We start from the raw sequence: 21,148 nt of genomic DNA on the forward strand, positions 1-21,148 counted from the left end.
CCCACGGGCCGCTCTGATCGACCGCGAAAGCGGGCGCCGGTTCAACGGCTGCCGGTGCGGTCCTGGGCTTTCCACCAGCCGCAGAACTCGTCCAGCGCCGACCACAGGCTGACCTTGGGCTCGTATTCCAGATAATGCCTTGCCCGGCTGATGTCGAGGGTGAAATCCTTGTTCATGATTTGCATGCCCAGCCGCGACAGGGTCGGTTGCGGCCGCCCCGGCCACAACAGGCAAGCGCCCTCGTTCAGCGCCGCCGCCGTGTAGGCCAGCCCGTAACCGCGATAGCGCGTGGCCTGCGGCAGGTTCATCTGGCGCATCACGTAATTGACCACGTCCCAGATCGGCACAGGGCTGCCGTTGCTGATGTTGTAGGCCTTGCCCAGCGCCGTGTCCCCAGCCATCAAGGCACTCATCAGCGCCTCATTGAGGTTCTGCACGCTGGTGAAGTCGACCTTGTTGAGGCCGTTGCCGATGATCTTCAGGCGGTTTTTCTTCTGCATCGCCAGCAGCCGCGGGAAGATGCTGACATCGCCCGCACCGGTGACGAAGCGCGGGCGCAGCGCCAACACTTCGAGGCCAAACTCGGCGGCACCGAACACCTTCTGCTCGGCGAGGAATTTGGTCTTCGCGTAATGATCATGGAAACGCCGTGGCACCTGCTCCTCGCGAAGGTCCAGGTGCGAGCGGCCATCGAAATAGATCGACGGCGACGATAGGTGCACCAGGCGCCGCACCTGCTCTTTCAGGCACGACTCGACGACGTTCTCGGTGACCTCGACGTTGCCCCGATGGAATTCTTGATAACGGCCCCAGTTGCCCACGGCACCGGCGCAATGCACCACCGCCTCGACACCAATGCACAGGCGGCGCACCAGGTCGGGGTCGGTGAGGTCGCCCTGGACAAATTGCGCGCCACGGCGCACCAGGTGCTCGACCCCTTCGGCCCGGCGGCCACTGACGCGCACCTCCAGGCCCTGTTCCAGCGCATGGCGGGCAAAGCGCCCACCAATAAAGCCACTCGCGCCGGTCACCAGAATTTTCATGAAGCGCTCCGCATCGTTTCCATCGTTAAAGGTCTGTTACCAGCCACTGCCCGGCCTGGCGCGCCAGGTGGTCGGTGAGGTCGGTGAGCAACTGCCCGCCATGCCGCCAGTGGTGCCAGTACAGCGGCACGTCTATCCAGGGCGCGGGCGTCAGTTCCACCAGGCTGCCATCCGCCAGTTGCGGCTGCACCTGCAATTCGGGCACCAGGCCCCAGCCCAGGCCGGCTTCGGCCATGCGCATGAAACCCTCGGAAGAAGGACACAGGTGGTGCATGAAGCCGCCCTCGATTCCCAGCGCGGCCATGTAGCGGTGTTGCAGCAGGTCGTCCGGGCCGAATACCAGGGCCGGGGCGCGGGCCAATTGTCCCGCATCGAAGCCGTCAGGGAAATGCCTGGCGACAAACCCCGGGCTGGCCAACGCCCGGTAGCGCATGGCGCCCAGCAGCAGGCTGCGCGCCCCGGCCACCGGCCGCTCGCTGGCGCACAGGCAGGCGGCCACCTCGCCGGCACGCATGCGCTTGAGCCCTACCTCCTGGTCTTCCACCACCAGGTCCAGCAGCAACCCCCGTTCGGCACAGAAGCTGCCCACCGCCGACGCCCACCAGGTCGCCAGGCTGTCGGCGTTCAGGGCGATGCGCAGGCGTTCGGGCAGCCCCTCTTCATCCAGCGCCGGCACCTGGCCCTGCAGGTCGCGCTCCAGCAGGCGCACCTGCTGCACGTGGTTGAGCAGGCGCCGGCCCACCTCGGTGGGGCTGGGCGGCGTGGCGCGCACCAGTACCGGCTGGCCGATGCGCGCTTCAAGCAGCTTGATGCGCTGTGATATGGCCGATTGCGACAGCCCCAGCACCTGCGCCGCGCGCTCGAAACCGCCTTGTTCGGTGACGGCAGCCAGTGCCGACAGCAACTTGTAATCGAACATCACTTTTCCTAATGAGCGATCAGCATTATTGGTTTTTCTTATACAGCAACAACCCCCACACTCAAAGCCTTGCAGAGGAGCGTGAATGTCATGTGGCACAGTTATGTAAACGGCTTGTTGGTGGCGGCGGGACTGATCATGGCGATCGGTACCCAGAACGCGTTTGTGCTGGCCCAGAGCCTGCGTCGCGAGCATCACCTGCCAGTGGCCCTGCTGTGCGTGCTGTGTGACGCGGTGCTGGTGGCCCTGGGGGTGTTCGGCCTGGCCAATGTGCTGGCCCACAGCCCGTTGCTGCTGGGCGTGGCGCGCTGGGGCGGGGCCATTTTCCTGCTGTGGTACGGCGCCAAGGCGCTGCGCCGCGCCTTCTCCAGCCAAAGCCTGCAACAGGGCGACGGCAACGGCCAACGTTCGCGCCGCGCCGTGCTGTTGAGCGCGCTGGCGGTCACCCTGCTCAACCCGCACGTGTACCTGGACACGGTGTTGCTGATTGGCTCGCTGGGCGCGCAGCAGACCATGCCCAGCGCCTACGTGGCGGGTGCCGCCAGCGCCTCGCTGCTGTGGTTCTTCACCCTGGCCCTGGGCGCGGCATGGTTGGCGCCGTGGCTGGCCCGCCCGGCCACCTGGCGGCTGCTGGACCTGATGGTGAGCGTGATGATGTTCGCCGTGGCCGCGCAACTCATCTATGCCTAAACGCTCTGGAACCTCTATCCCACACAGTTGTTGCGTGGTTATGCGTAGGCCCCGGTGCTATGATCCAGAGCTTGCGCCGCAAAGAGTAAAAACTCGCCGGCGTATATCTGGCCGCCCGTGATCGGCCTTGCGCTCACCGCAACAGACCTGATTAGGAGAATCACCATGGCTTTTGAATTGCCGCCGCTGCCCTACGCCCACGATGCGCTGCAGCCGCACATCTCCAAAGAGACGCTGGAATTCCACCACGACAAGCATCACAACACCTACGTCGTGAACCTGAACAACCTGGTGCCAGGCACCGAGTTCGAAGGCAAGACCCTGGAAGAAATCGTCAAGACTTCCTCCGGTGGCATCTTCAACAACGCCGCCCAGGTCTGGAACCACACCTTCTACTGGAACTGCCTGGCGCCAAACGCCGGCGGCCAACCTACCGGTGCCCTGGCTGAAGCCATCAACACCGCGTTCGGTTCGTTCGACAAGTTCAAGGAAGAGTTCAGCAAGACTTCCATCGGCACCTTCGGCTCCGGCTGGGGCTGGCTGGTGAAGAAGGCTGACGGCTCCCTGGCCCTGGCCAGCACCATCGGCGCCGGCAACCCGCTGACCAGCGGCGACACCCCGCTGCTGACCTGCGACGTCTGGGAACACGCCTACTACATCGACTACCGCAACGTTCGCCCTAAATATGTGGAAGCGTTCTGGAACCTGGTCAACTGGAAGTTCGTGGCCGAGCAGTTCGAAGGCAAGACCTTCACTGCCTAAGCTTCGCGCTTGCTGAAGAAGCCCGGCTTGTGCCGGGCTTTTTTGTGCCTGCCCCGGGGCTTGCCTGGATCCCGGATGCGGCTAAGATTCACAAAAAGGAAAAATGCCGGACGGCGCTCAAGTGCGAGCCTGTGCCTACCGACATACTGGAAGGCGTCTGCATTGGCCGCCCGTTGTCAGACTGTTACCCCTTGACTGCCTACCGGGATTGCCAACGATAATGGCAAATTGATGCCACTTGCACGCAACAAGGAATGGCCCTTTGAAGCTGGAACTCAAGAACAGCTTGTCGGTGAAGTTGCTACGCGTGGTACTGCTCTCGGCGCTGATCGTCGGGGTGGTGCTCAGTTGCGCGCAAATCGTGTTCGACGTCTACAAGACTCGCCAGGCCGTGGCCAGTGATGCCGCGCGCATCCTCGACATGTTCCGCGACCCGTCCACCCAGGCCGTCTACAGCCTGGACCGGGAAATGGGCATGCAGGTCATCGAAGGCCTGTTCCAGGACAACGCCGTGCGCATCGCGTCCATCGGCCACCCCAACGAACCGACCCTGGCGGACAAGTCGCGCCCGCCGCTGCAGACGGCCACGCGCTGGTTGACCGACCCTATCCTGGGTGAAGAAAAGACCTTCACCACGCAATTGGTCGGCCGTGGCCCGTACAGCGAATACTACGGCGACCTGAGCATTACCCTCGACACGGCGCCGTACGGCCAGGGTTTCATCACCAGTTCGGTGATCATCTTCATTTCCGGGGTATTGCGCGCGCTGGCCATGGGCCTGGCGCTGTACCTGGTGTACCACTGGCTGCTGACCAAGCCGCTGAAGCAGATCATTCAGCACCTGACCCAGATCAACCCCGACCGCCCCAGCCAGCACAAGCTGCCGCTGCTCAAGGGCCACGAACGCAACGAACTGGGCTTGTGGATCAACACCGCCAACCAGCTGCTGGAGTCCATCGAGCGCAACACCAACCTGCGCCATGAGGCGGAAAACAGCCTGCTGCGCATGTCCCAGTACGACTTCCTCACCGGGCTGCCGAACCGCCAGCAGCTGCAATCGCAGCTGGACAAGATTCTGGTCGACGCCGGCCGCCTGCAACGCCGGGTAGCGGTGCTGTGCGTGGGCCTGGACGACTTCAAGAGCATCAACGAACAATTCACCTACCAGACCGGCGACCAACTGCTGCTGGCCCTGGCTGACCGCCTGCGCGCCCACAGCGGCCGCCTGGGGGCGCTGGCACGCCTGGGCGGCGACCAGTTCGCCCTGGTGCAGGCCGACATTGACCAGCCGTACCAGGCCGCAGAGCTGGCGCAGAACATCCTCGATGACCTGGAGGCGCCGTTCGGGCCGGACCTGCAGGAGATCCGCCTGCGCGCCACCATCGGCATCACCCTGTTCCCCGAAGATGGCGACAGCGCCGAGAAACTGCTGCAGAAAGCCGAGCAGACCATGACCCTGGCCAAGCTGCGCTCGCGCAACCGCTACCAGTTCTACATCGCCAGCGTCGACAGCGAAATGCGCCGACGCCGCGAACTGGAAAAGGACCTTCGCGAAGCCATCGCCCGCGGCCAGCTGTTTCTGGTCTACCAACCCCAGGTCAGCTACCGCGACCACCGGGTGGTGGGCGTGGAGGCGCTGCTGCGCTGGCAACACCCCGAACACGGGCTGGTGCCGCCCGACCAGTTCATCCCCCTGGCCGAGCAGAACGGCAGCATCATCGCCATCGGCGAGTGGGTGATGGACCAGGCCTGCCGGCAGCTGCGCGAATGGCTGGACGCAGGCTTCAGCGACCTGCGCATGGCGGTCAACCTGTCCACCGTGCAGCTGCATCACGCCGAGCTGCCGCGGGTGGTCAGCAACTTCCTGCAGATCTACCGCCTGCCGGCGCGCAGCCTGGAACTGGAGGTCACCGAGACCGGCCTGATGGAAGACATCAGCACCGCCGCCCAGCATTTGCTGAGCCTGCGCCGGTCCGGGGCGCTGATTGCCATCGATGACTTCGGCACCGGCTACTCGTCCCTCAGCTACCTGAAGTCACTGCCGCTGGACAAGATCAAGATCGACAAGAGCTTCGTCATGGACCTGCTGCAGGATGATGACGACGCGACCATCGTGCGGGCCATCATCCAACTGGGCAAGAGCCTGGGCATGCAGGTGATCGCCGAGGGCGTGGAAACCCTGGAGCAGGAAAGCTACATCATTGCCGAGGGCTGCCACGAGGGCCAGGGCTACCTGTACAGCAGGCCGCTGCCCGCCCGCGAACTGACCCTGTTCCTGCGCCAGGCGCAGCGCAGCCAGGCGGTAAGCCTGTAAACCTGTCGAATTTGCTTACATCTTCGCGGTTTACAGGAAATGCATATCCTTCGCATCATTGCGCCGATTAGACGAGCCTGCGGGCTCGTTTCCCCCCTCACGACGCAGGATATCGCCATGACTCACATGCCCCTGGCCGCCGGCCTGCTGGCCATCGCCGTGTCGCTCGCAGGTTGCGGCGACAGCAAGGAAGACAAGGGCAGCGCTGCCCAGCCGCCGGCATCCACCAGCAGCAGCGCCGCGGCGGGCAGCAAGGGCATCGACGAAGCTGCCGCCCAGGCGGTAGTGGCGCATTACGCCGACATGGTGCTGGCGGTGTATTCCGATTCCCACACCAGCGCGCTGGCGTTGCAGAAAGCCGTGCAAGCCTTCCTCGCCAAGCCCGACGCCGCCACGCTGGCCGCCGCCCGTGCGGCCTGGGTGGCGGCGCGCGTGCCGTACCTGCAGAGCGAGGTGTTCCGCTTCGGCAACCCGATCATCGACGAGTGGGAAGGCCAGGTGAACGCCTGGCCCCTGGACGAAGGCCTGATCGACTACGTCGACGCCAACTATGAACCGGCATTGGGCAACCCGGCCGCCACCGCCAACATCATTGCCAATGCCCAGATCCGCATCGGCGAAGACAAGGTCGACGTCACCCAGATCACCCCCGAGGCCCTGGCCAGCCTCAACGAACTGGGTGGTTCGGAGGCCAACGTCGCCACCGGCTACCACGCCATCGAATTCCTGCTGTGGGGCCAGGACCTCAACGGCACCGGGCCTGGCGCCGGCAACCGCCCGGCCTCGGACTACCTGGAAGGCCCTGGCGCCACCGGCGGCCATAATGACCGGCGCCGCGCCTACCTGGCCGCCGTGACTCAGCTGCTGGTCAGCGACCTGGAAGAAATGCTGGCCCAGTGGCAGCCCGATGTCGCCGACAACTACCGCGCCACCCTGGTGGCCGAGCCTGGGCAGAAAGGCCTGCGCAAGATGCTCTTCGGCATGGGCAGCCTGTCGCTGGGTGAACTGGCGGGCGAGCGCATGAAAGTGTCGCTGGAGGCCAATTCACCGGAAGACGAGCACGACTGCTTCAGCGACAACACCCACCACTCGCACTTCTACGACGCCAAGGGCATTCGCAACGTGTACCTGGGCGAATACCAGCGCCTGGACGGCACCCGGTTGACCGGGCCGAGCCTGGCGGCGCTGGTGGCCAAGGCTGACCCGACCACCGACGCCGCCTTGCGCGCAGACCTGGCCGCCACCGAGGCCCGCATGCAAGCCATCGTCGACCGCGCCAGCCAGGGCGAGCATTACGACCAACTGATCGCGCCGGGCAATGCTGCCGGCCAGCAGCTGGTGCGCGACGCCATCGCCGCGCTGGTCAAGCAGACCGCCAGCATCGAACAGGCAGCGGGCAAGCTGGGCATCACCGACCTCAACCCCGAGACGGCCGACCATACGTTCTGAGGTTGGCCAGGGTAATTTGTATCAAACATTGACCCCGCCCATTTACGGGCGGGCGGCCTGATAAGCTTCGCCGCCCCGCCCTTCACTGCCGGATTATCGATGTCATTGTCTGCCCCTCGCCTTGGCGCCGTGCTGCTCACCCTGTGCCTGGGTGGTTGCGGCGACGCCGTACGGCTGGGCGAGACCGAGCCCGATGAGGCGCTGGCAGGTGGCGCGGGCACGGTCTGGCACGATGACCTCAACGCCTACGCCCAGCCGTCCGCCAACCTGAGCGCCGAGCGCCGGCTGGACTTCAGCGCCGGCAACAGCTTCTTTCGCAGCCCCTGGGTGACCGCACCGGCCACCACCACGGCACGGGATGGCCTGGGGCCCCTGTTCAACACCAATGCCTGCCAGAATTGCCACATCAAGGACGGCCGCGGCCACCCGCCAGGGCCGGACGCCAGCAGCGCCGTGTCGATGCTGGTGCGGGTGTCCATCCCGAATACCCTGCAGCAAGCGGCGCTGATCGAGCGGCTGGGGGTAAACCCCGAACCGGTCTACGGCACCCAACTGCAGGACATGGCCGTACCGGGGGTGCTGCCCGAGGCCAAGGTGCGCGTGAGCTATGAGCCGTACCCGGTGACGTTCGACGACGGCACCACCGTGCAACTGCGCAAGCCTCGGCTGCTGATCACGCAGCTGGGCTACGGGCCCCTGCACCCCGAGGCACGGTTGTCCGCCCGGGTAGCGCCGCCGATGATTGGCCTGGGCCTGCTGGAGGCCATTGCCGAAGCGGATATCCTCGCCAATGCCCAGGCCCAGGCCGCCACCGACGATGGTGTGAACGGCCGCCCCAACCGGGTCTGGGATGACGCCCAGGGCAAGACCGTGATTGGCCGCTTCGGCTGGAAAGCCGGGCAGCCCACCCTCGACCAGCAAAACACCCATGCCTTCACCAACGACATGGGCCTTACCACCCGCCTGCACCCACGGGACAACTGCACGGCGGCGCAGACCGATTGCCTGCTGGCCGCACACGGCGGCCAGCCGGAAGTCAGCGACAACATCCTGCGCCTGGTGCTGTTCTACACCCGCAACGTGGCCGTGCCGGCGCGCCGGGATGTCAGTTCGCCGCAGGTGCTGGCCGGCAAGCAACTGTTCAAGCAGGCCGGCTGCCAGACCTGCCATACCCCGCAGTACATCACCGCCGCCGACGCCGCCGAGCCGGAGCAGGCCAACCAGCGCATCCGCCCCTACACCGACCTGCTGCTGCACGACATGGGCCCGGGCCTCGCCGACCAGCGCAGCGAGTTCGCCGCCGGTGGCCAGGACTGGCGTACCCCGCCGCTGTGGGGAATGGGCCTGAACGAAACGGTCAGCGGCCATACCCAGTTCCTGCACGACGGGCGCGCCCGCGATGCCATGGAAGCGGTGCTCTGGCACGGCGGCGAGGCTGCGGCCGCGCAACGTCACGTGCTGTCTTTCAACGCCGGGCAGCGTGCTGCGCTGCTGGCCTTTCTGAATTCACTCTAGGTTTCGCCGGGAGCCCGCGAATGTTCCGTCCCACACTGCTGTTCACCAGCCTTGCCGCCCTTCTGCTTGGCGCCTGCACCCCGCAGGACCAGCAGGCCGTCACCAGCGCTGCCATCGCCAACGAGGTCATCCTGCCCACCTACACCCGCTGGGTCGAGGCCGACCGGCAGCTGGCAATCAGCGCCCAGGCGTTCTGCCAGGGCAGCGCCAGCCTGGCCACCGCGCGGGCTGACTTCATGCATGCCCAGCGCGCATGGGCGCAGCTGCAACCGCTGCTGATTGGCCCGCTGGCCGAAGGCAACAGCACCTGGCAGGTGCAGTTCTGGCCGGACAAGAAGAACCTGGTCGGGCGTCAGGTCGACCAGCTGGTGAACGCCGACACGCCCATCGACGCCGCCAGCCTCGGCAAGGCCAGCGTGGTGGTGCAGGGCTTGTCCGCCTATGAATACATACTGTTCGACGCGCGCCTGGACCTCGCCGATGCCAGCCAGATGGCGCGCTATTGCCCGTTGCTGGTGGCCATCGGCGAACATCAGCAAGCCCTGGCGCAAAACATCCTCGGCCAATGGAACAGCAGCCAGGGCATGCTCTGGCAAATGAGCCATTTCCCCAACCCGCGCTACGCCGATTCCCACGAAGCTATCGCCGACCTGCTGCGGGCCCAGGTCACCGCACTGGACACCTTGAAGAAAAAACTCGGCACGCCCATGGGCCGCCAGAGCAAGGGCATCGCCCAACCCATGCAGGCCGAGGCCTGGCGTAGCGCGGCCTCGCTGTACAGCCTGCAGGCCAGCGTCAGTGCCGCCCAGGCGGTGTGGGCAGGGGTCGACGGCAAAGGCCTGCGCGGGCTTTTGAGCAAGGACCAGCAACCGCTGGCGCAACGCGTCGACAGTGCCTACGCCGACGTTCAGCAGTGGCTAAACGCCAACCAGCGGCCGTTGGCCGAGCTGCTGGCCGACCCCGATGAGCGCCAGCAGCTGGAGACGCTTTACGACCGCCTCAACGTGCTGCACCGCCTGCACGAAGGCGAGCTGGCCAAGGCGCTGGGCATTGCCCTGGGCTTCAACGCCAACGACGGTGACTGAACATGGGCCTGGCGCAATGGTGCAAAAAACTGCTGGCACCGGCCACGCAAACTGGCCTGTTGCTGTCGGCACGCGACGATGCCGAGGGCCGGCACTACGCCGTGGGCTATTTACCGGACGGCCGCGAGGTGTTTTCGACAGAAGTGCCACAGCGCTGCCACGCCGTGATCGAACACCCACGGCTACCCGTGGCGGTGTTCGTGGCGCGCCGCCCGGGTACCGAATGCTACCTGCTGGACCTGCGTGATGGCCGCCTGCTGCAAACGTTGGTGGCGGCGCCAGACCGGCATTTTTATGGCCACGCCGTGGTGCATGCCAGCGGCGACTGGCTATACACCACCGAGAACGACACCCGTGACCCCGGCCGCGGGGTCATTGGCGTCTATCGCTTCGAGGGCCAGCGCCTGCTGCCGGCAGGCGAACTGCCAAGCCACGGCATCGGCCCCCACGAGCTGGCCTGGATGCCCGACGGCGAGACCCTGGTGGTGGCCAACGGTGGCATTCGCACCGAAGCCGAGAGCCGCGTGGACATGAACCTCGACGCCATGGCCCCCAGCCTGGTGCTGATGGGCCGCGATGGCACACTGTACAGCCAGGAAACCCTGCCCCAGCCCATGAACAGCATCCGCCACCTGGCCATCGCCGCCGACGGTACCGTGCTGGCCTGCCAGCAATTCATGGGCGCGAGCAGCGACAGCGCGCCGCTGCTCGCGATCAAGCGCCCGGGCCAGGCGTTCGAACCGTTTCCGGTTGCCGAATCACAGCTGCAGCTCATGGCCCACTACAGCGCCAGCGTCGCGGTGCATGACACATTGCGCCTGGTGGCGCTGACGGCGCCGCGGGCCAACCGGTTTTTCGTCTGGGGCCTGGACAGCGCTGCGCCGCGCCTGGAACTCAGCCTGCCCGATTGTGCCGGCGTGGCGGCGGTGCCCCAGGGGTTCGTGGTCACTTCCGGCCAGGGCCGTTGCCGTCTGGTGGATTGCCGCCCCGCCGCTGCGGTGGTCACGCCGTTGAAGCTGCCGGCGGGTTTTTGGGATAACCATTTGCGCAGGCCGTGAGGGGGCCGTGTGGGAGCTGGCTTGCCAGCGAGTTGTTGAGTGAGGCCCGAAAAGCTCGCTGGCAAGCCAGCTCCCACAGAAACCCGCATACAGCGACTATGATTTGTACACGTAATATCCAGAAATACAGCGCAGTGGCGCCCCGCGCCTTACAAGAATAATGTGCTGCAACTCTTAGCTTCGCTTTCCAGGGAAACGGAATATGTTGCGTCGCCGCATGCTCACCATGCTGGGGCTCGTGCTGGTTGTCGTCCTGCTGCTGGGTGGTTACAAGGCATGGTCGATCTACCAGCAGGTCCAGATGTTCTCGGCCCCCAAGCCGCCCGTTGCCGTGGCCGTCGTTACCGCCAGCGAGCGCGCGTGGCAGGCGCGGCTGCCAGCGGTGGGCAGCCTGAAGGCGCTGCAGGGCGTGAACCTGAGCCTGGAAATAGCCGGTACGGTGCGCGCTATCCAGTTCCAGTCCGGCCAACAGGTCAAGGCCGGCCAGCCGCTGCTGCAACTCGACAGCGACGTCGAGACAGCGCTGCTCGGCACCGCCCAGGCCGACCTGGGCCTCGCCCAGCTCGACTACGGCCGGGGCGCGCAGCTGGTGGACAGCCGCGCCATCTCCAAAGGTGAGTTCGACCGCCTCAACGCCGTGCTGCTGAAGAACAAGGCCACGGTGGCGCAGCTCAAGGCCAGCCTGGCCAAGAAAAACATCGTGGCGCCGTTCGGCGGCACCATTGGCATTCGCCGGGTCGACGTTGGCGACTACCTGGCCAGCGGCACGGTGATCGCCACCCTGCAGGACCTCAGCAGCCTGTACGTGGACTTCTACGTGGCCGAGCAGGCGATTCCGCAGATCCACCCCGGCCAGCAGGTACTGGTCACGGTGGCGGCTTACCCGGGGCAGACCTTCGAAGGCACCGTCAGCGCCCTGAACCCCAGGGTCGATGACAGCACCCGCAACATCCTCATTCGCGGCACGCTGGCCAACCCCCAGGGCAAGCTGCTGCCGGGCATGTTCGCCAACCTGCAGGTAGTGCTGCCGCAACCGCGCGACCAGGTGGTGGTGCCCGAGGGCGCCGTGGCCTACACCCTGTACGGCAATTCGGTGTACGTGGTGGGCGAGAAAAAGGACGAGCAAGGCAAACCGGTCAACGGCGCCGACGGCAAGCCGGTGCTGGTGGCCGAGCGGCGCTTCGTCGAAACCGGCGAACGCCGCGACGGCCTGGTCATCGTCAGCAAGGGCCTGAGTGCCGGCGAGCAGGTGGTGACGGGTGGGCAACTCAAGCTCACCCATGGCGCGGCGGTAAGCGTCAGCCCCGACGCCACCCTCAAAGCCCGCTGACCCAGGAACGCGCCCATGGCCTTTACCGATCCGTTCATCCGCCGCCCGGTGCTTGCCAGCGTCATCAGCCTGCTGATTGTGCTGCTGGGCTTCCAGGCGTGGAGCAAGCTCAGCATCCGCCAGTACCCGCAGATGGAAAACGCCCTTATCACGGTTACCACCGCCTACCCCGGGGCCAACGCCGAGACCATCCAGGGTTACATCACCCAGCCACTGCAGCAGAGCCTGGCGAGCGCCGAAGGCATCGACTACATGACCTCGGTGAGCCGACAGAATTTCTCGGTTATTTCCATCTACGCGCGCATCGGCGCCGACAGCGACCGGCTGTTCACCGAACTGCTGGCCAAGGCCAACGAGGTCAAGAACAAGCTGCCCCAGGACGCCGAAGACCCGGTACTGAGCAAAGAGGCCGCCGACGCCTCGGCGCTGATGTACATCAGCTTCTACAGCGACCAGCTCAACAACCCGCAGATCACCGACTACCTGTCGCGGGTCATCCAGCCCAAGCTGGCGACGCTGCCCGGCATGGCCGAGGCCCAGATCCTTGGCAACCAGGTATTTGCCATGCGCCTGTGGATCGACCCGGTGAAGCTGGCGGGCTACGGCTTGAGCGCCAACGACGTCACCGACGCGGTGCGCCGCTACAACTTCCTGTCGGCGGCCGGCGAGGTCAAGGGCGAGTACATCGTCACCAGCGTCAACGCCACCACCGACCTGAAGTCCACCGAAGGCTTCGCCGCCATACCGCTCAAGACCGACGGTGACAGCCGCGTATTGCTGGGGGATGTGGCGCGGGTGCAAATGGGTGCGGAAAACTACGACACCGTCAGCTCCTTCAACGGCACGCCGTCGGTGTACATCGGCATCAAGGGCACGCCCGGCGCCAACCCGCTGGACGTGATCCGCGAGGTGCGCAAGCTGATGCCCGAGCTGGAAGGCCAGCTGCCGCCCAACCTCAAGGCCTCCATTGCCTACGACGCCACGCTGTTCATCCAGGCCTCCATCGACGAGGTGGTGAAGACGCTGTTCGAGGCGGTGCTGATTGTCATCGTCGTGGTGTTCCTGTTCCTTGGCGCGCTGCGCTCGGTAATCATCCCGGTCGTCACCATCCCGCTGTCGATGATCGGCGTGCTGTTCTTCATGCAATTGATGGGTTACTCCATCAACCTGCTGACGCTGCTGGCGATGGTACTGGCCATCGGCCTGGTGGTGGACGATGCGATCGTGGTGGTGGAGAACATCCACCGGCATATCGAGGAAGGCCGCACGCCGTTCGACGCGGCGCTGGAAGGCGCGCGGGAGATCGCCATGCCGGTGGTGTCGATGACCATCACCCTGGCCGCCGTGTACGCCCCCATCGGCTTCCTGGAGGGGCTGACCGGCGCGCTGTTCAAGGAGTTTGCGCTGACACTGGCGGGGGCCGTGGTGATTTCCGGGATCGTCGCCCTCACCCTGTCGCCCATGATGTGCGCCCTGCTGCTGCGCGCCGACCCGAATCCCAAGGGCCTGGCCCACCGCCTCGACCAGCTGTTCGAGCGTATCAAGCAGCGCTACCAGCGGCTGCTGCACGCCACCCTGCACACGCGGCCGGTGGTGGTGGTGTTCGCGCTGATCGTGCTGTGCCTGATCCCCGTGTTCCTCAAGTTCAGCCAGTCCGAACTTGCCCCGGCCGAAGACCAGGGCATCATCTTCATGATGGCCACCGCACCGCAGCCCACCAACCTCGACTACCTGAACACCTACACCGACCAATTCCTGGGCATCTTCAAGGACTTCCCCGAATACTATTCGTCGTTCCAGATCAACGGCTTCAACGGCGTGCAGTCAGGCATCGGCGGCTTCCTGCTCAAGCCCTGGAACGAGCGCAGCCGCACCCAGATGCAACTGTTGCCCGAAGTGCAGGCGCGGCTGGCGCAAATCCCCGGCCTGCAGATCTTCGGCTTCAACCTGCCGGCGTTGCCCGGCACTGGCGAAGGCCTGCCGTTCGAGTTCGTCATCAACACTGCCAACGACTACGAGTCGCTGCTGGACGTGGCCCAGCGGGTCAAGGACCGCGCCCAGGCCTCCGGCAAGTTCGCGTTCCTGGACATTGACCTGGCCTTCGACAAGCCCGAGGTGGTGGTGGACATCGACCGCGCCAAGGCGGCGCAGATGGGCGTGTCGATGCAGGAACTGGGTGGCACCCTGGCCACCCTGCTGGGCGAGTCGGAAATCAACCGCTTCACTCTCGATGGCCGCAGCTACAAGGTCATCGCCCAGGTGGAGCGCGCCTACCGCGACAACCCCGAGTGGCTGAACCAGTATTACGTGCGCAACAACCAGAACCAGCTGCTGCCGCTGTCCACGCTGATCACCGTCAGCGAGCGGGCCCGCCCGCGCCAGCTCAACCAGTTCCAGCAGTTGAACTCGGCGATCATCCAGGGCTTCCCCATCGTCAGCATGGGCGACGCGGTGCAGACGGTGCGGCAGATAGCAACGGAGGAAGCGCCGGCCGGGTATGCCTTCGACTATGGCAGCAGCGCCCGGCAGTACGTGCAGGAAGGCAACGCCCTGTGGGTAACCTTTGGCCTGGCGCTGGCGATCATCTTCCTGGTGCTGGCGGCACAATTCGAAAGTTTCCGCGACCCGCTGGTGATCCTGGTGACGGTACCGCTGTCGATATGCGGTGCGCTGATACCGTTGTTCCTCGGCTGGTCGACACTGAACATCTATACCCAGGTGGGGTTGGTGACTTTGATCGGGCTGATCAGCAAGCACGGCATCCTGATCGTCGAGTTCGCCAATCAACTGCGCCGTGACAAGGGCCTGAGCGCGCGGGAAGCGGTTGAGGAAGCGGCGGCCATCCGCCTGCGCCCGGTGCTGATGACCACCGCCGCGATGGTCTTTGGCATGGTGCCGCTGATACTGGCCACGGGCGCCGGCGCGGTGAGCCGCTTCGACATCGGCACCGTGATTGCCACGGGCATGTCGGTGGGCACCCTGTTCACGTTGTTCGTGCTGCCGTGCGTGTACACCCTCATCTCAAAGCGGGACAGTTCATCGGCCTGATGTGCACCACATAAAACAGTGGGAGCTGGCTTGCCAGCGAGCTTTTTGATTTGAAAAGCTCGCTGGCAAGCCAGCTCCCCCCCGTTCCCGCCCCAGCATCGGGAGGGTCAGCCCATGCGCCCCTGGGCCATGCCGAACACGAACAGCAGCAAGTCCTGGTCCGGGCGCACCGCCGCCTGGGATTTGGCCGCTCGAGGCAGGGGGCAAGCCCCCGCGCCAGTTTCAACACTCAGCACACCCGGCCGAGGTTGATCCAGGGCTGCAATCGCAGCAGTGCTGACCGCCAGGGCAGCGAGCAAAAACAAACCTCGAGCAATTTCTAGTTTCATGACTCTAAACCTTTGATCGGGCTGCCAAACGCCGTCTGGTAAAAATAGAGCAGTTTGCTCCAGTCTGCGTCGCTGAACGACGAGTGGCGGCGCAGTTGCTTGAGGTCATGACGGGCCGCGCTTTGGGCGCTGAACCGTTGGCGGCACTTCTCGAGGTCGAGCGTGGCGATCTCTGGACGCGCTGCCGCGCCCTCGCCCACCACCCGCAGGAAAACATGCTTTGCATACAGGCAACTGTGCTGCCAACGGCCCTTGTGCATGCGCGCCAGGGTCTCGGCCAGCTCCTTGAGTATGGCTTCATGCAGCGCTTCGCCGTACTGCGCGCGGTCGTGCGCAGCATACCATTGGTCGATTTCCTGGAACCCGTCCAGCGACTCGGTGACCAACAGCGCCCGCCACTGGCCCTGGGTGTCACGCTGGGCGCCGCAGAACACCATTTTCGGCACGCCCACCCCCAAAGCCTCAAGGCCTTGCAGCGCATCACGTTCGCGCAGCACAGTGGGGCGGCCGAAGGGGTGACGCAGGCTGCGGTAGGTGTGCCCAACCTGGCGCTTCACATACTGCAGCTGACCATTGGCCGATTGCAGGCGCTGGACACCACTTTCGCCACCGCGACGCACGTTGGGCTCTTCCACCCACTCGCCCTGCTGGTTCCAGAAAAAATCAAAGCGCGTTTCTGGCGCTGAAGTGGTTGGGGTCGCGTGGACTGCCATCACCGGTACTCCTTGGCTAGGATGTGAACACGCCACACCACATACAAATGGCGATCACCTTAGTAAGGGGAACGTGAAAAATGTGTAGAAAACCTCAGTAAGCGAGGCGGGGTTTTACACAAGAACGATAATGGCACAGGGCCGCCAAGCCGAACAGCCGGTCAAGTGGGCGTGATCAACGTCACCTGGAAGCAGCAGCCGTTGGGCTCACGGGGCGTGAGGTCGACTTCCCAGCCCTGGTCATCGCAGATGCGTTGCACCAGTGACAAGCCAAGGCCCAAGCCCTCGCCGCGCTTTTCGTTGGCACGCACGAACGGCTGGAACACCGCCAGGCGCTTCTCCTCGGGAATGCCAATGCCGCTGTCCTCGACCTTGAAGCCGCCCGGCTCCAGGGTCAGGCGAATGAAACCGGCGTCGGTATAGTGCAGCGCGTTGCGCAGCAGGTTGCCCATCACCGCCAGCAGGAAAGTGGCGTTGTAACGAGTGTCCGGCAGCTCGGCACGCGCCACCTCCAGCGTCAGGCCCTTCTGTTCGATAGGGCCACGCCACAGCCCCAGCAGGTTATCGGCCACCTGCCCAAGGCTCAGTTGCGCGCTCATCTCGGATTCGTTGCGCTGGGCGCGAGCCAGCATCAGGAAGGTCTGCACCAGCTCGCGCATTTCCTCGCAGGCACGGGCAATACGCTCTACCTGGGCGCGCGCGCGCGTATCCAGCGCCGGGTTTTCCAGCAGCAGTTCGCAGGAGGTCGCCAATACCATCAGCGGGGTGCGCAATTCGTGGCTGACGTCGCTGGTGAACAGTCGCTCGCGGCTCAGGGCATCGCGCAGGCGGCCCAGGGTGGCGTCGAAGGCCACGGCCAACTCGCCCACCTCGTCCGCGGCGTAGTCGGGGGCCAGTGGCGGGGCCAAGCCCAGCAGCTGATCGCGGTGCCGCACCTGCCGGGCCAGGCGCACCACGGGCGCCATCACCCGCCGTGCCAGCACCCAACCCAGGAACACCGCCAGTGCCAGGCTGAGCACGAAGCCGACGACGACCACGGCGAACAGCACGCGCTCGCGCTCTTCGAAATCACTCTGGTCCTGCAGCAGCACGTAGCGACGGCCGTCGACGATTTCGACCATGGCGTGGTAGGACAGGTCGCCGCGGAACACTTCATGGAAGCCCGGGCTCAAGTGCCGCAAATCCTTGGGCAACGCATAATCGCCGCGGCCGCTGCTGTAGTAGAACAGCTGGTCGGGCTCTGGCCGGTGGTTCCAGTCGCTGACGTTGTCCATCAGCAGCAGGCGTTGCAGATCGCCGCCCAGCCCCGCCGAAATCAGCTTTTCCTCGACCAGGTGCACCGTGGCGACGATGCCCACGGCGAACGCGCCGGCCACCAAGGCACTCATCAACGCAAAGGCGATGATGATCCGTTGTGCCAGGCTTTGCTTAAACTCCATCTTTGCCCTCGGCCAGGCGGTAACCCACGCCGTGTACCGTTTGCAGCAATGGTTTGTCGAACGGCTTGTCGATGACCTGGCGCAGCTGGTGCACATGGCTGCGCAGGCTGTCGCTGTCGGGGCAGTCATCGCCCCACAGCGCTTCTTCCAGCACTTCGCGGCGCAGCACGTGCGGGCTCTTCTGCATCAGCACCGCCAACAGCTTCAGCCCTACCGGGTTGAGCTTGAGGGTACGGCCCTGGCGCGATACCTCAAGGGTGTCCAGGTCATAGCTCAGGTCGCCTACCTGCAGGCTGCGGCGACCGCCGCCCTGGGCGCGGCGCAGCACGGCTTCGATACGCGCGGCCAGTTCCGACAGGGCGAAAGGCTTCACCAGGTAGTCGTCGGCACCGGAACGGAAACCCTGCAGGCGGTCATCCAGCTGGTCACGGGCGGTCAGCATGATGACCGGCGTTTCCCGACGGGCGTCCTCGCGCAGGCGCTTGCACAGGGTGTAGCCGTCGATGCCGGGCAGCATGATGTCCAGCACGATCAGGTCGTAGTGCTCGGTGGCCGCCAGGTGCAACCCCGACAGCCCGTCCTGGGCGCAGTCGACGGTATAGCCCTTCAGGCCCAGGTAATCCGCGAGGTTGGCCAGGATGTCGCGGTTGTCTTCAACCAATAGAATTCGCATGGGCAGGTTCTCCATCCAGTGTGTTTGCCCTTGGGCGCAGGCAGCTTACGGCGTTAGGGCAGCGAGGGCCAGTGGTGGCTCCGCCGGGCATAAAAAAACCCCGCACAAGGCGGGGTTCTTCATGAAGCTGGGGGTAAGGCTGGCTTACATCATGCCGCCCATGCCACCCATGCCGCCCATGTCAGGCATGCCGCCGCCTGCAGGAGCGTCTTCCTTGATCTCGGCGATCATGGCTTCGGTGGTGATCATCAGGCTGGCGATCGAGGAAGCAGCCTGCAGTGCCGAACGGGTCACTTTGGCTGGGTCCAGGATACCCATTTCGATCATGTCGCCGTATTCGCCAGTGGCAGCGTTGTAACCGAAGTTACCTTCGCCTTGCTTGACCTTGTCGACAACCACGCTTGGCTCGTCACCGGAGTTGGCAACGATCTGGCGCAGCGGTGCTTCAACAGCGCGACGCAGCAGAGCGATACCGACGTCCTGATCGGCGTTGTCGCCTTTCAGGCCAGCGATGGCTTGCAGCGAGCGAACCAGAGCCACGCCACCGCCAGGTACCACGCCTTCTTCGACGGCTGCACGGGTAGCGTGCAGGGCGTCTTCAACGCGGGCTTTCTTCTCTTTCATTTCAACTTCGGAGCCAGCGCCAACCTTGATCACTGCAACGCCGCCGGACAGCTTGGCCAGGCGCTCTTGCAGTTTTTCGCGGTCGTAGTCGGACGAAGTGTCGGCCACTTGCTGACGGATCTGGGTAACGCGAGCCTGGATGTCAGCCTCAACGCCAGCACCGTCGATGATGGTGGTGTTTTCTTTCGACAGCACGACGCGCTTGGCGTTACCCAGGTGCTCCAGGGTAGTGCTTTCCAGGCTCAGGCCGATCTCTTCGGAGATGACGGTACCGCCGGTCAGTACGGCGATGTCCTGCAGCATGGCCTTGCGACGGTCGCCGAAGCCTGGAGCCTTGACGGCTGCAACCTTGACGATGCCACGCATGTTGTTCACGACCAGAGTCGCCAGGGCTTCGCCTTCAACGTCTTCAGCCACGATCAGCAGTGGGCGGCCGGCTTTGGCAACGGCTTCCAGCACTGGCAGCATTTCGCGGATGTTGGAGATCTTCTTGTCAACCAGCAGGATCAGCGGGCCGTCCAGCTCGGCGACCATGGTGTCTGGCTTGTTGACGAAGTAAGGGGACAGGTAGCCGCGGTCGAACTGCATGCCTTCAACAACCGACAGTTCGTTTTCCAGGCCCGAGCCTTCTTCAACGGTGATGACGCCTTCCTTGCCAACTTTTTCCATGGCTTCGGCGATGATGTCGCCGATCGAGGAGTCGGAGTTGGCCGAGATGGTGCCGACCTGGGCGATGGCTTTCGAATCAGCGCATGGCTTGGCCAGGCCCTTCAGCTCTTTGACGATGGCGATGGTCGCCTTGTCGATACCGCGCTTCAGGTCCATCGGGTTCATGCCGGCAGCGACGGCTTTCAGGCCTTCGTTGACGATCGACTGGGCCAGAACGGTAGCGGTGGTGGTACCGTCGCCAGCGTCGTCGTTGGCACGGGAGGCAACGTCTTTGACCAGCTGCGCGCCCATGTTTTCGAAGCGATCTTTCAGCTCGATTTCCTTGGCTACGGAAACGCCGTCCTTGGTGATGGTCGGAGCGCCGAAGCTCTTCTCGATGATCACGTTACGGCCTTTCGGGCCCAGGGTCGCTTTTACCGCGTCAGCCAGGACGTTTACGCCGGTCAGCATTTTCTTGCGGGCGGAGTCGCCGAATTTAACTTCTTTAGCAGCCATGATCGTTTTCCTTGAATACTGGGTAGTAAAGGGAGAGCAGCGGGGTTATCAGCCTTCGATAACGGCGAGGATTTCGTTCTCGCTCATTACCAGCAGGTCTTCGCCGTCAACTTTCACGGTGTTGCTGCCGGAGTAAGGGCCGAACACGACCTTGTCGCCTACTTTCACGGACAGTGCACGCACTTCACCGTTGTCCAGCACTCGGCCGGTACCGACCGCGATGACTTCACCATTGTTGGCTTTCTCGGCAGCCGAACCTGGCAGAACGATACCGCCAGCGGTTTTCTTTTCTTCTTCGCTGCGACGGATAACGACGCGGTCATGCAGAGGACGAAGCTTCATTGTCGATCTCTCCTAATTATGGTTTTCAGCGGCCGGTGTCTGTACCGGCGTTGTGGTTCATCCGGCGGGGCCGGTCGCGGCTCGCTGCGCGAGACGCGGAATAATGTCTGGCAAAGCCAGAAACCTTGCGGTGACCCATACATGAGGTCGCTGGTTGCGATTACAAGGGTGGGGCATAAAAATTTTTACAGCAAAGCCCCCCATCCCAAGCACCAACCGCGTTCGGCTTTGGCTTCGGCTTTGGCTTTGGCTTTTGATGTTGCTCTTGATCTGGCTCTTGATCTGGCTCTTGATCTTGGCCCCGTTAAGCGCCAGGGCCGACCGGAGGCGTTGACCAGGCGGCAGCCCGCAGGGCCCTTCGGCGCAGCCGAAGGAAACGGCAACCCGCCAGCTTCTATAGCGGGGGCCGTTTGCCGCCTGGGCGACGCCGGAGGGAGGGGACCCGTAGCGCAGCGGAGGGCCCAAGCAGGGGCGAGCCCTTTTTGCTTACTTTTTGGGGCGACTGCCAAAAAGTGAGTCGGCGTTGAACTGACCCCCGAATGTTGGACACCTGACCTCGCCGGAGGGTGTTCAATGACGAAGTACGACCGATCGCTCAAACAATCACTGATTGAGGAATGTCTGTCTGCGGGCAGTGTTCATGAGGTGGCA

The 21,148-nt window shown here is 64.4% G+C and carries 17 protein-coding genes; 9 read left to right on the top strand and 8 right to left on the bottom strand.

The annotated features are described in order from the left end of the window. Nucleotides 1-41 precede the first annotated feature (41 nt). Both AC0SZ7_RS30355 and AC0SZ7_RS30360 read right to left on the bottom strand, forming a co-directional pair. On the bottom strand, nucleotides 42-1,043 hold the full coding sequence (locus AC0SZ7_RS30355) for an NAD-dependent epimerase/dehydratase family protein (RefSeq protein ID WP_475507789.1): 1,002 nt from the start codon (nucleotides 1,041-1,043) through the stop codon (nucleotides 42-44). A 25-nt stretch (nucleotides 1,044-1,068) separates the two neighbouring features. After that, nucleotides 1,069-1,962: a LysR family transcriptional regulator ArgP gene (locus AC0SZ7_RS30360; RefSeq protein WP_475507790.1), complete on the bottom strand. Its 894-nt coding sequence runs from the start codon at nucleotides 1,960-1,962 to the stop codon at nucleotides 1,069-1,071. Nucleotides 1,963-2,052: 90 nt separating this feature from the next. Here AC0SZ7_RS30360 and AC0SZ7_RS30365 point away from each other — a divergent pair, with 90 nt between their 5' ends. From AC0SZ7_RS30365 to AC0SZ7_RS30405, 9 genes are all read left to right on the top strand, one after another. Continuing rightward, nucleotides 2,053-2,652, top strand: coding sequence for a LysE/ArgO family amino acid transporter (locus tag AC0SZ7_RS30365; protein ID WP_475507791.1), 600 nt, complete (start codon nucleotides 2,053-2,055; stop codon nucleotides 2,650-2,652). A 165-nt stretch (nucleotides 2,653-2,817) separates the two neighbouring features. Beyond that, the gene (locus AC0SZ7_RS30370) at nucleotides 2,818-3,414 is read left to right on the top strand and encodes a superoxide dismutase (RefSeq protein ID WP_475507792.1); all 597 of its coding nucleotides are present in this window, start codon (nucleotides 2,818-2,820) and stop codon (nucleotides 3,412-3,414) included. 262 nt (nucleotides 3,415-3,676) lie between these two features. Beyond that, nucleotides 3,677-5,728 carry a putative bifunctional diguanylate cyclase/phosphodiesterase gene (locus AC0SZ7_RS30375; protein WP_475507793.1) on the top strand — a complete coding sequence of 684 codons (2,052 nt, stop codon included), beginning with the start codon at nucleotides 3,677-3,679 and terminating at the stop codon, nucleotides 5,726-5,728. Between the two features lie 117 nt (nucleotides 5,729-5,845). After that, the gene (locus tag AC0SZ7_RS30380) at nucleotides 5,846-7,177 is read left to right on the top strand and encodes an imelysin family protein (RefSeq protein WP_475507794.1); all 1,332 of its coding nucleotides are present in this window, start codon (nucleotides 5,846-5,848) and stop codon (nucleotides 7,175-7,177) included. A 99-nt stretch (nucleotides 7,178-7,276) separates the two neighbouring features. Continuing rightward, nucleotides 7,277-8,692 (top strand): di-heme oxidoreductase family protein, encoded by a 1,416-nt coding sequence (locus AC0SZ7_RS30385; protein ID WP_475507795.1) that lies wholly within the window; start codon nucleotides 7,277-7,279, stop codon nucleotides 8,690-8,692. A gap of 20 nt (nucleotides 8,693-8,712) precedes the next feature. Further along, the gene (locus tag AC0SZ7_RS30390; protein WP_475507796.1) at nucleotides 8,713-9,777 is read left to right on the top strand and encodes an imelysin family protein; all 1,065 of its coding nucleotides are present in this window, start codon (nucleotides 8,713-8,715) and stop codon (nucleotides 9,775-9,777) included. A 2-nt stretch (nucleotides 9,778-9,779) separates the two neighbouring features. Further along, nucleotides 9,780-10,835: a DUF1513 domain-containing protein gene (locus tag AC0SZ7_RS30395; RefSeq protein WP_475507797.1), complete on the top strand. Its 1,056-nt coding sequence runs from the start codon at nucleotides 9,780-9,782 to the stop codon at nucleotides 10,833-10,835. Between the two features lie 202 nt (nucleotides 10,836-11,037). Next, on the top strand, nucleotides 11,038-12,165 hold the full coding sequence (locus AC0SZ7_RS30400; RefSeq protein WP_475507798.1) for an efflux RND transporter periplasmic adaptor subunit: 1,128 nt from the start codon (nucleotides 11,038-11,040) through the stop codon (nucleotides 12,163-12,165). A gap of 15 nt (nucleotides 12,166-12,180) precedes the next feature. Beyond that, nucleotides 12,181-15,213 (top strand): multidrug efflux RND transporter permease subunit, encoded by a 3,033-nt coding sequence (locus AC0SZ7_RS30405; protein WP_475507799.1) that lies wholly within the window; start codon nucleotides 12,181-12,183, stop codon nucleotides 15,211-15,213. 107 nt (nucleotides 15,214-15,320) lie between these two features. On the opposite strand, the gene AC0SZ7_RS30410 is transcribed toward AC0SZ7_RS30405, so the two are convergent. From AC0SZ7_RS30410 to AC0SZ7_RS30435, 6 genes are all read right to left on the bottom strand, one after another. Next, nucleotides 15,321-15,542: a hypothetical protein gene (locus AC0SZ7_RS30410; protein ID WP_475507800.1), complete on the bottom strand. Its 222-nt coding sequence runs from the start codon at nucleotides 15,540-15,542 to the stop codon at nucleotides 15,321-15,323. Further along, nucleotides 15,539-16,255, bottom strand: a complete 717-nt coding sequence (locus AC0SZ7_RS30415) for a lipopolysaccharide kinase InaA family protein (RefSeq protein WP_475507801.1) — start codon at nucleotides 16,253-16,255, stop codon at nucleotides 15,539-15,541. Before AC0SZ7_RS30415 ends, AC0SZ7_RS30410 begins: the two co-directional genes overlap by 4 nt. Before the next feature lie 161 nt (nucleotides 16,256-16,416). Then, nucleotides 16,417-17,694 (bottom strand): sensor histidine kinase, encoded by a 1,278-nt coding sequence (locus AC0SZ7_RS30420; RefSeq protein ID WP_475507802.1) that lies wholly within the window; start codon nucleotides 17,692-17,694, stop codon nucleotides 16,417-16,419. Further along, entirely contained in the window at nucleotides 17,684-18,367 is a 684-nt protein-coding gene (gene colR / locus AC0SZ7_RS30425) for a two-component system response regulator ColR (RefSeq protein ID WP_416426798.1), read from the bottom strand. Before colR ends, AC0SZ7_RS30420 begins: the two co-directional genes overlap by 11 nt. A 144-nt stretch (nucleotides 18,368-18,511) precedes the next feature. Beyond that, complete coding sequence (groL, locus tag AC0SZ7_RS30430; protein WP_027976890.1) at nucleotides 18,512-20,155, bottom strand: chaperonin GroEL; 1,644 nt, start codon at nucleotides 20,153-20,155, stop codon at nucleotides 18,512-18,514. Between the two features lie 48 nt (nucleotides 20,156-20,203). Beyond that, nucleotides 20,204-20,497, bottom strand: a complete 294-nt coding sequence (locus tag AC0SZ7_RS30435; RefSeq protein ID WP_027976889.1) for a co-chaperone GroES — start codon at nucleotides 20,495-20,497, stop codon at nucleotides 20,204-20,206. Nucleotides 20,498-21,148 lie beyond the last annotated feature (651 nt).

This window comes from Pseudomonas sp. JC1203, from assembly GCF_056175065.1.